The organism is Halioglobus sp. D3-4, from assembly GCF_055809315.1.
This window is the reverse complement of sequence record NZ_CM147907.1, coordinates 4,908,586-4,925,002: the sequence shown is the minus strand read 5'-3', so window position 1 is coordinate 4,925,002 and position 16,417 is coordinate 4,908,586. Positions and strand designations below refer to the sequence as shown.

Annotated in this window: 17 protein-coding genes; 3 read left to right on the top strand and 14 right to left on the bottom strand. The window is 56.5% G+C overall.

Annotated elements, in window-relative coordinates; genetic code table 11:
- Nucleotides 1-27: 27 nt before the first annotated feature.
- Nucleotides 28-1,437, bottom strand: coding sequence for a mannose-1-phosphate guanylyltransferase/mannose-6-phosphate isomerase (locus AC0L6S_RS21805; protein ID WP_473426207.1), 1,410 nt, complete (start codon nucleotides 1,435-1,437; stop codon nucleotides 28-30).
- 466 nt (nucleotides 1,438-1,903) lie between these two features.
- Here AC0L6S_RS21805 and fabA point away from each other — a divergent pair, with 466 nt between their 5' ends.
- Both fabA and fabB read left to right on the top strand, forming a co-directional pair.
- Entirely contained in the window at nucleotides 1,904-2,419 is a 516-nt protein-coding gene (fabA, locus tag AC0L6S_RS21800; protein ID WP_473426206.1) for a 3-hydroxyacyl-[acyl-carrier-protein] dehydratase FabA, read from the top strand.
- Nucleotides 2,420-2,423: 4 nt separating this feature from the next.
- Nucleotides 2,424-3,650 (top strand): beta-ketoacyl-ACP synthase I, encoded by a 1,227-nt coding sequence (gene fabB, locus AC0L6S_RS21795; protein WP_473426205.1) that lies wholly within the window; start codon nucleotides 2,424-2,426, stop codon nucleotides 3,648-3,650.
- Between the two features lie 27 nt (nucleotides 3,651-3,677).
- Here fabB and AC0L6S_RS21790 read toward each other — a convergent pair whose 3' ends face one another.
- The 5 genes from AC0L6S_RS21790 to AC0L6S_RS21770 all read right to left on the bottom strand — a co-directional run bounded on the left by AC0L6S_RS21790 (nucleotide 3,678) and on the right by AC0L6S_RS21770 (nucleotide 8,260).
- Nucleotides 3,678-4,871 (bottom strand): molybdopterin molybdotransferase MoeA, encoded by a 1,194-nt coding sequence (locus tag AC0L6S_RS21790; protein WP_473426204.1) that lies wholly within the window; start codon nucleotides 4,869-4,871, stop codon nucleotides 3,678-3,680.
- A gap of 8 nt (nucleotides 4,872-4,879) precedes the next feature.
- A complete protein-coding gene (gene moaB / locus AC0L6S_RS21785) occupies nucleotides 4,880-5,410 on the bottom strand; it encodes a molybdenum cofactor biosynthesis protein B (RefSeq protein ID WP_473426202.1) in 531 nt (176 codons plus the stop codon).
- Complete coding sequence (locus AC0L6S_RS21780) at nucleotides 5,403-6,284, bottom strand: SDR family oxidoreductase (RefSeq protein WP_473426201.1); 882 nt, start codon at nucleotides 6,282-6,284, stop codon at nucleotides 5,403-5,405. The genes moaB and AC0L6S_RS21780 overlap by 8 nt, the downstream gene beginning before the upstream one ends.
- 54 nt (nucleotides 6,285-6,338) lie before the next feature.
- Nucleotides 6,339-6,860 (bottom strand): single-stranded DNA-binding protein, encoded by a 522-nt coding sequence (gene ssb / locus AC0L6S_RS21775; protein WP_473426200.1) that lies wholly within the window; start codon nucleotides 6,858-6,860, stop codon nucleotides 6,339-6,341.
- Between the two features lie 176 nt (nucleotides 6,861-7,036).
- Nucleotides 7,037-8,260, bottom strand: a complete 1,224-nt coding sequence (locus AC0L6S_RS21770; RefSeq protein ID WP_473426199.1) for an MFS transporter — start codon at nucleotides 8,258-8,260, stop codon at nucleotides 7,037-7,039.
- Between the two features lie 174 nt (nucleotides 8,261-8,434).
- On the opposite strand from AC0L6S_RS21770, the gene uvrA reads away from it, so the two are divergent.
- On the top strand, nucleotides 8,435-11,281 hold the full coding sequence (gene uvrA / locus AC0L6S_RS21765) for an excinuclease ABC subunit UvrA (protein ID WP_473426198.1): 2,847 nt from the start codon (nucleotides 8,435-8,437) through the stop codon (nucleotides 11,279-11,281).
- Between the two features lie 74 nt (nucleotides 11,282-11,355).
- Here the strand turns inward: uvrA and rplQ are convergent, their stop codons facing one another.
- The 8 genes from rplQ to rplO all read right to left on the bottom strand — a co-directional run bounded on the left by rplQ (nucleotide 11,356) and on the right by rplO (nucleotide 16,402).
- A complete protein-coding gene (rplQ, locus tag AC0L6S_RS21760) occupies nucleotides 11,356-11,745 on the bottom strand; it encodes a 50S ribosomal protein L17 (RefSeq protein WP_473426197.1) in 390 nt (129 codons plus the stop codon).
- Between the two features lie 89 nt (nucleotides 11,746-11,834).
- Nucleotides 11,835-12,839: a DNA-directed RNA polymerase subunit alpha gene (locus AC0L6S_RS21755; RefSeq protein ID WP_473426196.1), complete on the bottom strand. Its 1,005-nt coding sequence runs from the start codon at nucleotides 12,837-12,839 to the stop codon at nucleotides 11,835-11,837.
- A 36-nt stretch (nucleotides 12,840-12,875) separates the two neighbouring features.
- A complete protein-coding gene (gene rpsD, locus AC0L6S_RS21750) occupies nucleotides 12,876-13,496 on the bottom strand; it encodes a 30S ribosomal protein S4 (RefSeq protein ID WP_159171174.1) in 621 nt (206 codons plus the stop codon).
- 21 nt (nucleotides 13,497-13,517) lie between these two features.
- Entirely contained in the window at nucleotides 13,518-13,910 is a 393-nt protein-coding gene (gene rpsK, locus AC0L6S_RS21745; protein WP_473426195.1) for a 30S ribosomal protein S11, read from the bottom strand.
- A 75-nt stretch (nucleotides 13,911-13,985) separates the two neighbouring features.
- A complete protein-coding gene (gene rpsM / locus AC0L6S_RS21740) occupies nucleotides 13,986-14,342 on the bottom strand; it encodes a 30S ribosomal protein S13 (RefSeq protein ID WP_473426194.1) in 357 nt (118 codons plus the stop codon).
- Nucleotides 14,343-14,487: 145 nt separating this feature from the next.
- Entirely contained in the window at nucleotides 14,488-14,604 is a 117-nt protein-coding gene (gene rpmJ / locus AC0L6S_RS21735) for a 50S ribosomal protein L36 (RefSeq protein ID WP_159171171.1), read from the bottom strand.
- Between the two features lie 34 nt (nucleotides 14,605-14,638).
- A complete protein-coding gene (gene secY, locus AC0L6S_RS21730; protein ID WP_473426193.1) occupies nucleotides 14,639-15,967 on the bottom strand; it encodes a preprotein translocase subunit SecY in 1,329 nt (442 codons plus the stop codon).
- Nucleotides 15,968-16,402 carry a 50S ribosomal protein L15 gene (rplO, locus tag AC0L6S_RS21725; RefSeq protein WP_473428674.1) on the bottom strand — a complete coding sequence of 145 codons (435 nt, stop codon included), beginning with the start codon at nucleotides 16,400-16,402 and terminating at the stop codon, nucleotides 15,968-15,970.
- Nucleotides 16,403-16,417 lie beyond the last annotated feature (15 nt).

The window sequence follows — 16,417 nt, the reverse complement described above, 5'->3', positions numbered from 1 at the left end:
GCTATATCTCTCCATACCGCAGAATCATCACTTGTCGCGGCCGTATACGTCTTCAAAGCGCACGATGTCGTCCTCACCCAGATAGGCGCCAGACTGCACTTCAATAATTTCCAAGGGTATATGCCCCGGATTTGCCAGACGGTGTTTATGGCCCAGCGGAATATAGGTCGATTCATCCTCCGCCAGCATGAACACCTTGTCCTCACAGGTCACCTCAGCCGTACCTTTGACGACAATCCAGTGCTCTGCGCGGTGATGGTGCATCTGCAGTGACAGGCGCTGCCCCGGTCCGACAACGATACGCTTTACCTGAAACCGATCTGACGAAACCAGTGACTCGTAGGAACCCCAAGGGCGATCTACACGTCGATGCAGGGATGCCTCGGTGCGCTGCTGCTTCTTCAGCTGATTCACGATGTTTTTCACATCCTGAACTTTTTCACGATCGGCCACGAGTATTGCATCGGTGGTCTCTACCACCACAAGATCATTCACGCCGGTGGCCGCAATAAGGCGCGAATCACTGCGAAAATAGCTGCCGCTACAATTATCCGCTATGACATCACCGCGAAGTACATTGCCCTTGGCATCGCGCTCTGCAACCTCCCAAAGCGCCGACCACGCACCGACATCGCTCCAACCACAATCCAGCGAAACGACACCGCCGGCACTGGTTTTTTCCATCACGGCATAGTCAATGCTGTCACTCGGACAGCGCATAAAAGCCTCTGCCTGGGGACGGACGAAAGCCGTATCGACAGTGGACTCTGCCATCGCCAGCTGGCAACACTCCAGCATATCAGGGGCCAGCGCTTGCAACTCGTCCAGATAGCTCTGTGCGCGCAAAAGGAACATACCGCTATTCCAAAGATAGCCGCCGTTATCCAGGTATTCCTGTGCAGTGGCAACATCAGGCTTCTCGACAAAACGCTCAAGTTTATAGAGATCTTCTCCAAGCGCTGAGCCACACTTGATATAGCCATACCCGGTTTCGGGAGCGGTTGGAACTACGCCGAATGTCATCAGTCGCCCCTCGGAAGCCATTGGCAACGCCTTGCCTACTGATGACACAAATGCATCGACATCCTTGATCAGGTGATCGGCTGGCAACACCAGCAAAACAGCCTCCGGATCAGCAGTGACAGCGTGCAGTGCAGCCAGCGCTACTGCGGGTGCCGTATTGCGGCCTTGCGGCTCGAGAATCAATGCGCCGGACTGCACATCCAACTGTCGCAGTTGTTCCGCCACCATAAAGCGGTGTTCTTCATTGCACACCACCAGAGGAGGCGCGGCCTCAAGGCCCACTGTGCGCCGCAAGGTTTCCTGCAGCATGGTGATCTCGCCGACCAGAGGCAAAAACTGTTTCGGGTGTGTCTCCCGAGAAACGGGCCATAGACGGCTGCCGACGCCCCCGGATAGAAGTACTGGTGTTAACATCTGAATCCCTTGAGCTCGCCCTAATCGCTTGCGCTGTTGTTAGTATTTTGCACCTCTCCCCACTGGGTGCGCACACTCTTTGCATGTTATCGGAAGGCGATAACCTTGGCCAGCAAAAGCCATTTTCAATCCGCCCAAAACGTGAGACGGCGCACTGTTCGCCCCGAAATGGCGCATTTGCAAAAATAATGGGGCTGTATACGCGCAACACTTAAATCTTCGCACTGCGGGGCCTATCTATACCTACTGCAAATGACAGCCTAATGACAGGCGACTTACGTTAGGCCTCACCGCCTCCGCTGCAGCCGACCCGCGATTTGGTTCAAACCACTGGACTTGTGTCTCTCAGGTATTAGAATACAGCGCATCACCGATTTTCCCCATGCTCAGGGCGAGAAATCAGTTTGTGTCGCCACCCGGTGTGCGACTCAAGCAACGCCCTAATCCAATCCACTCTGGAACCTCTATGACCGGCAAACCTTCCTACTCCAAAGACGAACTCATCGCATGTGGCAAGGGTGAGCTCTTCGGGCCTGGCAATGCCCAATTGCCGACCGACGGCATGCTTATGATTGACCGCATCGCACACATCAGCTCTGAGGGCGGAGGTTATGGCAAAGGCGAGATCATTGCAGAACTGGATATCAATCCAGATCTGTGGTTTTTCGAATGCCACTTTCCCGGCGATCCGGTGATGCCAGGCTGCCTGGGGCTGGACGCTATGTGGCAGCTCGTAGGTTTCTTCCTGGGTTGGCGGGGCAATCCAGGGCGTGGTCGCGCACTGGGCTGTGGCGAGGTAAAATTCAGCGGGCAGATACTGCCCAGCGCCAGCAAAATTGTCTATAACATTAATATCAGGCGCGTCATCGAACGCAAACTGATTATGGGAATAGCCGATGGTGGTCTTTCTGTGGACGGCACCGAGATCTATACCGCAAAAGACCTGAGAGTCGGCCTTTTTAAATCAACGGAGTCTTTCTAACTCTATGGGTAAAAGAGTAGTCATCACAGGACTGGGTATTGTCTCTTGTCTGGGCAACGACGCGGACAGCGTCGCTGCAGCCCTTTTTGAGGGCCGCTCTGGCATCAGCCAAAGCCAGGAGCAGATTGATGTCGGCATGCGCTCACATATATCCGGCTCGCCTGATATTGATATCGCCGCACAAATAGACCGCAAACAACTGCGCTTTATGGGCCATGCGGCGGCTTATGCCTACATCTCCATGCAGCAGGCGATCGATGATTCCGGGCTCACACCGGAGATGGTCTCCAACGTCCGCACCGGGATTATCGCCGGATCCGGCGGCGCCTCCTCGTCCAGCCAGACTGAGGCATCCGACATACTGCGTGAACGGGGCCTGCGTCGCGTCGGTCCCTATCGGGTCACACAGACCATGGGCAGTACAGTATCGGCGTGCCTGGCCACCCCGTTCAAAATCAAAGGCGTGAACTACTCCATTTCTTCCGCCTGCTCCACCAGCGCCCACTGTATCGGCAACGCGATGGAGCAGATTCAACTGGGCAAGCAGGATGTGGTGTTCGCCGGCGGTGGTGAAGAATTACACTGGACGCTAAGCTGTCTATTTGACGCCATGGGTGCACTCTCCACGAAATATAACGACTCGCCGGAACAGGCCTCGCGCGCCTACGATGCAAACCGCGACGGCTTCGTGATTGCCGGCGGCGGCGGCATGCTGGTGGTTGAGGAGTTGGAACATGCCAGAGCCCGCGGCGCGAAAATCTACGCCGAACTGGTGGGCTACGGTGCCACCTCTGACGGCTACGATATGGTCGCACCGTCGGGCGAAGGCGCGGTGCGCTGCATGCAGCAGGCGCTGAGCACCGTCGACGGTCCGGTGAACTACATCAACGCACACGGCACCAGTACACCCGCCGGTGATATCCAGGAGTTAAAGGCCATCCGGGCAGTTTACGAGGGACAGACAGATATCCCGGTAATCGGTTCGACCAAGTCCCTGTCCGGCCATTCACTGGGCGCGGCGGGTGTGCAGGAAGCGATCTACTCGCTGCTGATGCAACAGCGCGGCTTTATCGCCGCTTCGGCCAATATCGAAGAACTGGATCCGGAAGCCACCGGGCTGCCTATAGCGATGGAGCGTCACGACGGTGTTGACCTGCAGCGGGTCATGTCCAACAGCTTCGGTTTTGGCGGTACTAACGCATCGCTGGTGTTTCAAAAATACGTCGACTGATCCACCGCGACGCTGCCGGCGGCACGCTCAACCTGCGGCCAGGTCCAGCAGCATAACTTCCACCATATCGCCACGCGTCACCGTGGCACCAACCGGGATCACGGCCAACGCATTGCTGTGACTGACCGAACTGAGGACACCCGAGCTCTGGTTGGAGTATCGCGAGGCCTGCAGGCCCCGCGCTGTATTTTCCAATGTCACCCGTAGATAGTCCTGCCGCGTCCCGGGCCGGGGTACAGAGAAATCTGCGCGGGCCTGCAGGCGCGGCAGCCCTACTTCGGCAACCCCCTGCAGCTTTAACAGAAAGGGTCTGGCAACCAGACAAAAAGTGACAAATACCGACGTTGGGTTGCCTGGCAATCCGATAAAGGGCGTTTCTCCAATACGACCGAAGGCCAATGGCTTCCCCGGTTTGATCGCAAGCTTCCACAGGTCTAGTTGACCGAGCCGCTGCACCTGACTCCGGACGTGATCCTCCTCGCCCACAGACACCCCGCCAGTGGTAATGACACAGTCGGCACGTGCAGCGGCACCCTGCAATGCCTGCGCGGTCTCCTCGGGCGTATCCGCAACAATTCCGCAGTCAACGAGCTCCAGATTGAGCGCACGTAGCAAACCGGCCAGCGTGTAGCGATTGGAATTGTAGATAGCGCCCGGGGGCAATTCTGCACTACCTGGCTCAACCAGTTCGTCACCCGTTGAGAGCACTGCAACCCGCAGCGGACGGTAGACAAGCACACTATTGCGCCCGACGGAGGCCAGCAACCCCATGTCCTGGGGGCGCAGCACACGCCCGCTGAACAGGACAGTTTCACCGGCAGCAATATCCTGGCCGCGCGGACGAATATTCTGTCCGACCTCGACCGCACCCGAGACCGCCACCTCTTCGGACGATAGTGTACAGTTCTCCTGCATCACCACCGCGTCAGCACCCTCGGGAACAGGTGCGCCCGTAAAGATGCGCGCAGCCGTAAGCGGTGCCAGTGGTTCGCCCACCGCGCCGGCTGGGATACGCTGGCTGACAGGCAGGGGCCTGCCGGCGTCACAGGCGCGCAGTGCGTAGCCGTCCATCGCACTGTTGTCTAACGGCGGAACATCCAGTGTTGAGACTACATCTTTGGCCAGTACCCGCCCCAGCGCATCCAGCAATGGTACCTCAATGGTTTCGGATACTGGGCTAGCCAGCGCCAGCACACGAGCCAGCGCGTCGGCAAGTGGCATTAAAGCACTCACTTGTGCGCGTCCCTCACCCCCAGCACACCGACAAAATTGCAGGGCTTGTGGCGACTGTCCAACTGCTCCCGGATAATGCCATTCCACGCTGTTTTACAGGCGCCTGTAGAACCCGGCATACAGAAGATGACCGTATCGTTCGCAAAGCCAGCCACGGCCCGCGATTGAATGGTGGAAGACCCAATCTCGTCGAATGAGAGAGCTCGGAACACCTCACCGAAGCCATCGACTTCCTTATCAAACAAGGGCTGAACCGCCTCCGGCGTGGAGTCGCGGCCGGAGAAACCAGTACCGCCAGTCACCAGCACTACGTCAATATCTGCATCGGCTATCCACGCCGACAGCACAGCGCGTATCTGGTAAATATCATCGCGAACAATTGCGCGCGCGGCAGTGCGGTGACCCTGCTCCTGCAGCGCCTCTGCCAGATAGTCACCGGAGGTATCGTTCTCACCGGTACGGGTATCAGACACCGTTAATACGGCTATCGATAAATGCACGGCACCCAGGTCTTCTGCGCTAGCCACCCTTGGACTCCTCCTGCTTTACGTCGTAATAATGTTTCACCAAATCGCCAATCGCACTGCGCCAGGGAACCTGCCTGATAGCGAAGGTATTGCGAATTTTGGTGCAGTCGAGTGTCCGGCTCAGGGGCGGCAAACCCTCGGGCTCACGCTCCAGCTGCACCGCCGAAGCGCTGAATTCAGAAAACTGCGAAGCCGCCGCCAGCAGCGCCTCGGCGAACTCATAGTAAGTGGCCGTGTCGGAACTACCGTAGTTATAAACACCCCAGGGCTGCAACCCGGTACCCAGCTGGTCCAACAGCGCCAGTATCACCCGCGCGCCATCATCGGCGGCCACCGGCGAGCCGCGCAGGTTGTTGTCCAGAATCAGGCTATCACCCTCCCGCAGCGGCCCCAACATCTGGGTGATGAGGTTGGTGCCCTCATCCGAGAAGATCGGGCCAAAGCGCAGGATGAGGTGATGATCACAGGCTTCGGCCACGGTACGCTCTGCGCGCGCCAGCAATTCACCCACGTTTTCCTCGTTATCCGGAAGGTCCTGCTCAGTGTAGGGTCGGTCCAACTGCCCGGAAAACACGCGTGAACTGGAAACATACAGATAGGGCGTGGCGGTGCGCTGACAGCTTTTTGCCACCCAGTGGCAGCGCTGAATATCCAGCTCCTGAATCTGGATACCGCCGTCACCGGCGGCCTCAATCCGCACATCCACTACAATATCGCTTTTGGCTCGAGTGACGCCTTTTTTCGCCTGCCGTTCGCTTTTCCAGCGACAGGCCGACCGACTCATCGGTACCATTTCATGACGCCCCTGTAGCGCCTGGCGCTGCAGCAGCGCCATGCCCAGAGGCGTATCAGAACCCAATAAAAGTACGCGCACCTTAACTGTTACACCTAATCGACCGGGCGACCCCAACTACTGGCAAATACGCTGTCAAAAAGGGATGTCGTCATCGAAGTTGCCGTAATCAGCAGGGGCTGGGGCGCCTGCGGGCTGGGCTGCGGGCCGCGGAGCTCCGCCCTGGGGAGCGCCGCCATAACCGGGCTGGCCACCGCCACCCTGCGGCGCCCGCTGCGGCTCACCATAGTCGGGTTGGCCACCGCCCTGCCCGGCACCACGGCTATCGAGCATCTGCATTTCATTGCCCACTATCTCGGTGGTGTAGCGATCCTGGCCCTCCTTATCCTGCCACTTCCGCGTGCGCAGGCTGCCTTCCACATACACCTTGGAGCCCTTGCGCAAATACTCTCCGGCAATTTCGGCCAGGCGATTGAAAAACACCACCCGGTGCCACTCCGTGCGCTCCTGCGGCTGGCCTGTCTGCTTGTCTTTCCATGTCTCGGACGTCGCTATGGAAATATTGGTAATGGCTGCACCGCTCTGGGAGTACCGGATTTCCGGATCGTTGCCCAGGTTACCTACCAGTATGACTTTATTGATGCCGCGCGTGGCCATATTCTTTCCTCATTAATTCTACGTATTCGATACGGATTTGGAGTCGACTATAGCAACCCACTCGTGCAATTGCGACAACATAGCCGGCCATTGTCCGCCAAATCCTGCCAGGGCGAGGCCAACTGGTGAGCACGCAATTTACGACGTTGTCAGTGATCTCTGAACGCTGCTCCGCCCTATATACCCGTTACCGGACTGGAGGCGATTTTTTCTGCAGCGACCGGGGCCGGCGCTCGGAATACCAACAGCCACCAGGCCGCGGCGAGCAGAAGACAGGCCCCGGTCAGTGCATACTCGCCGAAGTACTGCAGCAGCCACCCGCCGCCAGCGCCACCGGCGAATGCCCCCATAAACTGACAGGTGGAATAGACGCCCATTGCCGTGCCTTTGCCCTTGGCAGAGACCGATTTACTGAGCAGCGAGGGCAGCGTGGCCTCAAGATAATTGAAACCGACGAAGAACAGCCACAGCGCCCCGTAAAACAACACAGCGCTTGAGGTGAAATCCAGCACGGCAGTGGCGGCGATCACCAGCGCGATACCGAGAAGGAACACCTGCTGTAGCCGCCCGCCTTTCTCCGCCAGAACCATCAGCGGCACCATACCGACCAGCGATAGCACCAACACCGGCAGATACACCATCCAGTGCTGGTCCCTGCCAACACCGAACGACTGCTCCAGCAAGCCTGGAACGACTAAAAAACTGGCTGTTAAAATGAAGTGCAATACAAACACGCCGAAGTTGAGCCGCAACAGCACGGCATCACCGAGGCTGCGCCGCATCAACCCCAGCCTGGCAGTTGCTCCGCTGTCCTCAGCCGGGATGGCAGGTGCTGAAGGCACCAGCAGCAGGACGATGGCAATGCCGACAAAAGCAAGCAGTGCCGTGAACCAGAATACCAGCGGTAGGCCCCCGACCGACGCCACGACCGGCCCTAACACCAGTGCTACGGCAAAGGACAGACCAATGCTCATCCCCACTGCGGCCATCGCCTTGGTGCGTTGCTCTTCGCGCGTCAGATCCGCTACCAGCGCCAGCACGGTACTGGCTATCGCGCCCGCCCCCTGCAGGGTGCGGCCCAAAATAATACCACCCATACTGTCGGCGATCGCCGCAATCACGCTGCCGAGTGCGAAAAGCAGCAGCCCCGCAATGATCACAGGCTTGCGGCCGATCTGGTCAGAGAGCCAGCCGAGGGGAATCTGGAGCAGGGCCTGGGTCAGGCCATAGGTACCTAGCGCCAGCCCTATCAGCACGGGCGTCGAGCCGGGCAAATCCGCGGCATAGAGGGCCAGTAGCGGCAGCACCATGAACAGCCCCAGCATGCGGAAACAGTATAAGAGCGCCAGCGAAGCAACGGAACGTCGCTCCTGCACTGTCATGGGATGTTCAGTAATCACTGCGGGTTAATCACCAGAAATGCTGCAAAAGCCAGCGGTGAATGTTACCAGTTCCGCATCGCTGGGGACACCAAACAGCCATGCCGGATGAAATAAAAAGCCCTCTTTTTGCCACGCCTGCGACTAAAGGCATATACTGTTCGGTTTCGGTTTCGACGCAGCATCAGAGGTCATATGGACACCATTCAGGTACGCGGGGCACGCACCCACAATCTCAAGAACATCGACCTCGACATCCCCAGGGACAAACTGGTTGTTGTAACGGGCCTGTCCGGGTCGGGGAAATCCTCTCTGGCTTTTGACACGCTTTACGCTGAGGGTCAGCGGCGCTACGTGGAGTCCCTGTCCACCTACGCAAGACAATTCCTGTCACTGATGGAGAAGCCCGATGTCGATCATATCGAGGGGCTGTCACCGGCCATTTCCATCGAGCAGAAGTCCACCTCGCACAACCCCCGCTCAACCGTGGGAACGATTACCGAGATATACGACTACCTGCGCCTGCTCTATGCACGGGTAGGCGAGCCGCGCTGCCCGGATCACGGATTGTCCCTGCAGGCCCAGACCGTCAGCCAGATGGTGGACGCGGTGCTGGCGCTGCCTGAAGATACGAAACTCATGCTCCTTGCGACGGTGGTGCGAGACCGCAAGGGCGAACACCTGCACATACTAGAGGAGCTGCGCGCCAGTGGTTTCGTGCGTGCGCGTATCGATGGCATCGTCACAGACCTCGACGATGCCCCCGCATTGGACAAAAAGAAGAAGCATCGTATTGAAGTGGTAGTCGACCGCTTCAAGGTCCGTAAGGACCTGGGCATCCGGCTGGCTGAATCCTTCGAGACAGCCCTTGCGCTGACCGACGGGCAGGCCTCGATCAGCTACATGGATGAAGAGGACAAGGAAATGAGCTTTTCGGCCCGCTTCGCCTGCCCCGAGTGCGGCCACAGCATCGACGAGTTAGAGCCCCGGATGTTTTCCTTCAACAACCCGGCGGGAGCGTGCAGCGGCTGCGACGGCCTCGGTGTTAAGCAATTTTTCGACGAGGAACGGCTGATTCTGTACCCGGAGTCGAGCCTGGCCGAAGGTGCTATTCGCGGCTGGGACCGACGCAATGTCTATTATTTCCACATGCTGACCTCGCTGGCCGAACACTACGGCTTCAACATCGATACGCCGTTTAACGAATTGAGCAAAAAACACCAGCAGATCATCTTGCACGGCAGCGGTAAACAGGAAATCGCGTTCTCCTATATCAATGACCGCGGCGATGTCTTCAAACGGACACATGTGTTCGAGGGCATCCTGCCCAATATGGAACGCCGCTACCGCGACACCGAGTCGCAATCTGTGCGCGAAGAGCTGTCCAAGTTCCTGGCCACCCAGCCCTGCCCCGACTGCGAAGGCACCCGCCTGCGCCGCGACGCGCGCCATGTGTTTATCGACAACTACGACCTCCCCTCCATCACCGCCATGCCGGTGGGCGAAGCGGAAGTCTACTTCAACCAGCTCAAACTGGAGGGCCGCCTCGGCGAGATTGCCAGCAAGATTCTCAAGGAGCTGCGCGCGCGTTACCGCTTTCTGGTGGATGTCGGCCTGAACTACCTGTCCCTGAATCGCAGCGCGGAAACACTGTCCGGGGGTGAAGCGCAGCGCATCCGACTGGCATCACAGATCGGCGCCGGGCTAGTGGGCGTCATGTATATTCTCGACGAACCCTCGATAGGCCTGCATCAACGCGATAACGAGCGCCTGCTGGCGACCCTCACCCATTTGCGCGATATGGGGAACACCGTACTGGTGGTAGAGCACGACGAGGATGCTATCCGCAGTGCCGACCATATTATTGATATAGGGCCGGGAGCCGGCATCCATGGCGGGCAAGTTGTTGCCTCGGGCACGCTTGACGACATTCTCAATAGTGAGGCCTCACTCACCGGCGCCTATCTCAGCGGCGCGCGGGAAATTGTCATACCGCGACAGCGCACAAAGCGCGATCCCAAGCGGCAACTTGTCCTGACCGGCGCGACCGGCAACAACCTGCAATCGGTCACGCTGGAGATCCCTCTGGGCCTACTCACCTGTATCACCGGTGTCTCAGGCTCAGGCAAGTCCTCACTGATCAATGGCACGCTTTATCCGCTGGCAGCCACAGAATTGAATGGCGCCTCTACCCTGACCCCGGCGCCGTTTGAATCCATCAGCGGCATGGATTTGATCGATAAGTGTATCGATATCGACCAGAGTCCCATCGGGCGCACTCCACGCTCCAACCCCGCCACCTACACCGGCATTTTCACCCCTGTGCGCGAACTGTTCGCGGGCACCCAGGAAGCGCGCTCCAGAGGCTATAAGCCCGGACGATTCAGCTTCAACGTGAAAGGCGGGCGCTGTGAAGCCTGCCAGGGTGATGGCGTGACCAAGGTGGAGATGCACTTTCTGCCCGATATCTATGTGCCCTGCGACATTTGTAAAGGGCGCCGGTACAACCGCGAGACACTTGAGGTGCGATACAAGGGCAAGAATATCCATGAAGTGCTGGATATGACTGTGGAGGACGCACTGCCATTCTTTGAGCCCGTGACTGCCATCGCCCGTAAGCTGCAGACCCTGATGGATGTCGGCCTTTCCTATATTCGCCTGGGACAGGCCGCCACCACACTGTCGGGCGGTGAGGCCCAGCGGATCAAACTGTCGCGGGAGCTGTCAAAGCGCGATACTGGCAAGACGCTCTACATACTCGATGAGCCTACCACCGGTTTACATTTCGAAGATATCAAGCAGTTACTGGAGGTATTGCACCGATTGCGGGATCACGGCAATACCGTGGTTATCATCGAGCACAATCTTGATGTAATCAAGACGGCTGACTGGGTTGTCGACCTGGGCCCTGAGGGTGGCAGTGGCGGTGGTACCATCATTGCCAGCGGCACACCGGAGGATGTCGCGAAGACAAAGGGTTCTTATACAGGAAAGTTTCTGAAACCGATGCTGAAGAAACGCAATAGCCCGAAGGCAGCTTGAGTTGACGGGGGCATATAGCAAAAAACCCCCGACGATGTCGGGGGTTTTATAGCGAGGCACTTAACGTCCGGCTATCAATCCTCGTCGTCTTCCTCAACCTCAGGCTGGGGTCGATCAACCAGTTCAACATAGGCCATGGGGGCCTTGTCACCGGCGCGGAAGCCGCACTTGAGAATACGGATATAACCGCCAGGACGCTCCTGGTAGCGAGGCCCCAATTCATTGAACAGCTTGCCTACAGCCGCATCATCGCGCGTTCTGTCGAACGCCAGACGGCGGTTTGCAACACTGTCTTTCTTGGCCAACGTAATCAACGGCTCAGCAAAGCTGCGCAGTTCCTTCGCCTTGGGCAAAGTTGTCTTGATCAGCTCGTGCTCTACCAGTGATACCGTCATGTTGCGAAACATGGCTTTGCGGTGAGAGCTGTTGCGATTCAGTTGACGTCCACTGTGACGATGACGCATTTTTGCTTTCCTATTTTACGGTGCTATTTCTACTGTGCTTTGAGAGCACTGCTATCTATATTGCTATCTATCTTCTGCTCGGGATGCACTTACGCGCTCAGAACCCGATCATCGTTTTTCAGGCTAGCTGGCGGCCAGTTATCCAGGCGCATACCCAGAGACAAACCACGTGAGGCCAGAACATCCTTGATCTCGGTGAGTGACTTCTTACCCAGGTTGGGGGTTTTCAGCAACTCGACCTCTGTGCGCTGCACCAGATCACCGATGTAGTAAATATTCTCTGCCTTGAGGCAATTCGCCGAGCGCACGGTCAGTTCCAGGTCATCAACAGGGCGCAGCAGGATTGGATCAACTTCATCCTCTTCCACAACAGACTCGGACTCTGACTCACTTTCGAGGTCGACAAACACCGCCAACTGCTGTTGCAGGATGGTTGCTGCGCGACGAATCGCTTCCTCAGGATCGATTGTGCCATTGGTTTCCAGATCGAGAACCAGCTTGTCGAGGTCTGTGCGCTGCTCAACCCGCGCGGCTTCAACAACATAGGAGACCCGGTACACGGGTGAAAAAGAAGCATCCAGCTGCAAACGACCGATGGAGCGTGTTTCTTCTTCCGGATTGATACGCGAGTCGGCAGGCGAGTAACCCCGACCCAGCGAAACGGTCAATCGCATATTGATCTCCGCACCTTCGTTCAGGTGGCAGATAACGTGGTCCGGATTGCGGATTTCGATATCGTGATCCACCTGTATGTCGCCAGCAGTTACCACGCCAGGACCCTTTTTGCTCAAGGTCACTTCAGCTTCTTCTTTGCCGCTCATGACCAGAGCGACACCCTTCAGGTTCAGAAGAATCTCAATAACGTCTTCCTGAACACCTTCGATGGCGCTGTACTCGTGCAGCACACCATCGATTTCCGCTTCTGTGATAGCGCAACCGGGCATGGAAGAAAGCAATATACGACGCAGCGCATTACCAAGAGTGTGGCCAAAACCACGCTCAAGCGGCTCCAGAGTGACCTGGGAGCGCGTGCTGTTCTTTTCATCAACATTGATTACACGGGGCGTTAAAAATTCGTTAACTGCACTCTGCATTGGGGCACCTGTCTTGTAAGTTGATCCTTGGGTGGATTACTTGGAGTAAAGTTCGACGATCAAGTTTTCGTTGATCTCGGAGGACAGATCCTGACGATCCGGCACTGCCTTGAATACTCCTTCCAACTTCTCGCTGTTAACGTCTATCCACTCGGAATCACCGCGGTGAGAAGCCAGCGCAAGAGCGGCTTGCACACGCAACTGCTTCTTGGCTTTTTCGCGCAGGGATACAACATCTCCGGCCTTCACCTGATAAGAGGGGATGTTAACAACTACGCCATTTACCAAAATGGATTTGTGCGACACCAATTGGCGGGACTCAGAGCGAGTTGAACCAAAACCCATACGGTAAACTACATTGTCCAGCCGGCTCTCCAGCAGTTGCAGCAGGTTTTCACCTGTAGCGCCTTTCAGTCGGGCAGCCTCTTTGTAGTAATTGCGGAATTGCTTCTCCAGTACGCCATAAATACGACGAACCTTCTGCTTTTCACGCAACTGCACACCATAATCTGAAAGCCGGCCTCTGCGAGCACCGTGCTGACCAGGGATTGCTTCTGCTTTACACTTACTTTCCAACGAGCGAACCCCGCTTTTCAGGAACAGGTCCGTTCCTTCACGACGGGAGAGTTTGCACTTGGGTCCAATATATCGAGCCATGTCAATTCTATCCTGTGAGCGTTATACGCGACGTTTCTTGGGGGGACGACAACCGTTGTGTGGAATCGGTGTGACGTCAGTAATATTGCTAATTTTGTAACCGCAGGAGTTAAGCGCGCGAACTGCAGACTCGCGACCCGGTCCTGGGCCCTTGACCTGCACATCCAGATTCTTCAGCCCGTACTCTTTGGCTGCCTCACCAGCTCGCTCCGCAGCTACCTGCGCCGCAAATGGGGTGCTCTTACGAGAGCCGCGAAAACCGGAGCCCCCTGAAGTCGCCCAACTCAGAGTATTACCCTGACGATCGGTGATGGTGATAATGGTGTTGTTGAAAGAGGCATGAATATGCGCAATACCGTCGACAACAGTCTTGGTAATTTTCTTTCGAGTGCTCTTTGCACCTGGCTTGGCCATACTTGATTTCCTGCTTTAATATCAACACTGCACTGTGGTGCAGCTACACTAAAAAGGATTCGCAGAATCTAATACTTACTTGCGAATCGGCTTGCGCGGACCTTTACGGGTACGGGCGTTGGTCTTGGTACGTTGTCCACGCAGGGGTAGGCCCCGACGGTGACGCAGGCCGCGGTTACAGCCCAGATCCATCAAACGCTTGATATTCATGGAGAGTTCGCGACGCAAGTCACCCTCTACCACCATCTCTCCTACTCGCGTGCGAAGAGCATCCATCTCCTGCTCGGTCAACTCGCTGATTTTGACAGCTTCGCCGACGCCAGTGTCTGCGCAAAGGCGGCGGGCCTGACTGCGACCCACACCATAAATGTATGTCAATGCGATAACAGTGTGCTTGTTATCTGGTATGTTGACGCCGGCAATACGAGCCATTCAACTTTCTCCAATCATGTGTCTTCGCGGTAGCTGCGGCCCTGTTCAAAACCCGGACTGGACTTAACTGTCAGTCGGGGCGTACGCAAAAGGCGCAGCAGTCTAGCGATATCGTTAGTAAAAATCAACCGTTAAGCGGCTGACCTTAGCCTTGACGCTGCTTGTGCCTGGGATCTGTCTTACAGATAACCCGGACAACGCCTTTGCGTCGCACTACCTTACAGTTTCTACAAATTGTCTTTACTGATGCACGTACTTTCATAACACCTACTCCTACTTGGGCAACCCGGGTAAAACTACCTGACCCGCCCTGTTCCACCATAGTTCTTCAAATTGGCTTTTTTCATCACTGAGTCGTATTGGTGTGACATCAAATGACTCTGTACCTGGGCCATAAAATCCATCACAACTACCACAACTATCAGCAGCGAGGTGCCGCCCAAATAAAAGGGCACGTTCCACATGACAACCAGAAACTGTGGCATCAAACAGACCAACGCAATATAAGCGGCGCCGAACACGGTCAACCGGGTCAAGACACCGTCGATATAATCAGCGGTCTTTTCACCTGGGCGAATCCCGGGCACGAATGCCCCAGAGCGCTTCAGGTTATCTGCCACTTCTACCGGGTTGAACATCAAAGCCGTGTAGAAAAAGCAGAAAAATACGATAAACACAGTGAACAACAATATGTTCAAGGGTTGACCGGGGCCAATAGCCACTGCCAGATCCTGCAACCAGTCTGCAGATCCGCTGGAGCCGAACCACTGCGCAATCGATGCCGGAAACAGCAATATGCTGCTGGCGAAAATGGCGGGAATAACCCCGGCCATATTCACCTTCAACGGCAGATGCGAGCTCTGGGCCTGATACATCTTGCGACCCTGCTGGCGCTTGGCGTAATTCACTGTGATACGTCGCTGACCACGTTCGATGAACACGATCATGGCTATCACTGCGATCGCCAGTGTCAGGATAAACAGCAGAACCAATATATTCAGTTCGCCCTGTCTGGCCTGCTCCAGCGACTGGCCTATCGCAGCCGGCAGCCCGGCAACAATGCCGGCAAAGATCAGCAGGGATATACCGTTACCCACGCCCTTCTCAGTAATCTGCTCGCCCAGCCACATCATAAAGACAGCACCGGTGACCAGCGAGGTAATGGCAATCACGTAAAACACAATCGAGGTATCATATGACATACCCTGATTGGCCATACCGACTGTCATACCCGTCGCCTGAATAATCGCCAGCACCACGGTCAGATAGCGCGTGTATTGACTGATTTTGCGACGTCCGGATTCGCCCTCTTTCTTCAACGCCTCCAACTGCGGCGTCACGGCCGACATCAACTGCATGATAATGGACGCAGAAATGTACGGCATAATACCCAGAGCGAGGATACTCATCCTCTCCAGAGCACCACCGGAAAACATATTCGCCAGACCCAGGATGGTTCCCTGGTTCTGGTTGAACAGCGCGGCCAACTGATTGGGATCTATGCCCGGCACAGGAATATGTGTGCCGATCCTATAGACCAGAATGGCCAGCAACACAAAACGCAGCCGCGAAAAAAGCTCGCTCAAGCCGGCCTTGTTTACTGCAGGTGCCTGTCCGGTTGCCATCTAGTCCTCTACTTTCCCGCCGGCGCTTTCAATAGCTTCACGCGCACCTTTGGTAACCACCAGACCCTTCACAGTCACGGCTTTAGTCAGCTCGCCGGACAGAAAAACGCGGGCACGCAATACATTGTCTTTTACCAGATCGGCACTTTTCAGTGCAGCCAGATCAATAGTATCGCCCTCGACAGCATTCAGCTCACCCAAACGAATCTGCGCAGTAGTGCGCGCGATACGCGAGGTGAAGCCGTACTTCGGCAAGCGTTTCTGCAGTGGCATCTGGCCACCCTCAAAACCGGGCCGTACACTGCCGCCGGAACGAGACTTCTGTCCCTTATGACCGCGTCCTGCGGTTTTGCCGGTACCGCTACCGATACCTCGACCTACACGCTTGGCGCTTTTTCGGGCACCCGGGGAAGGACTCAGACCATTGAGTCGCATAACGTCTGACATAAC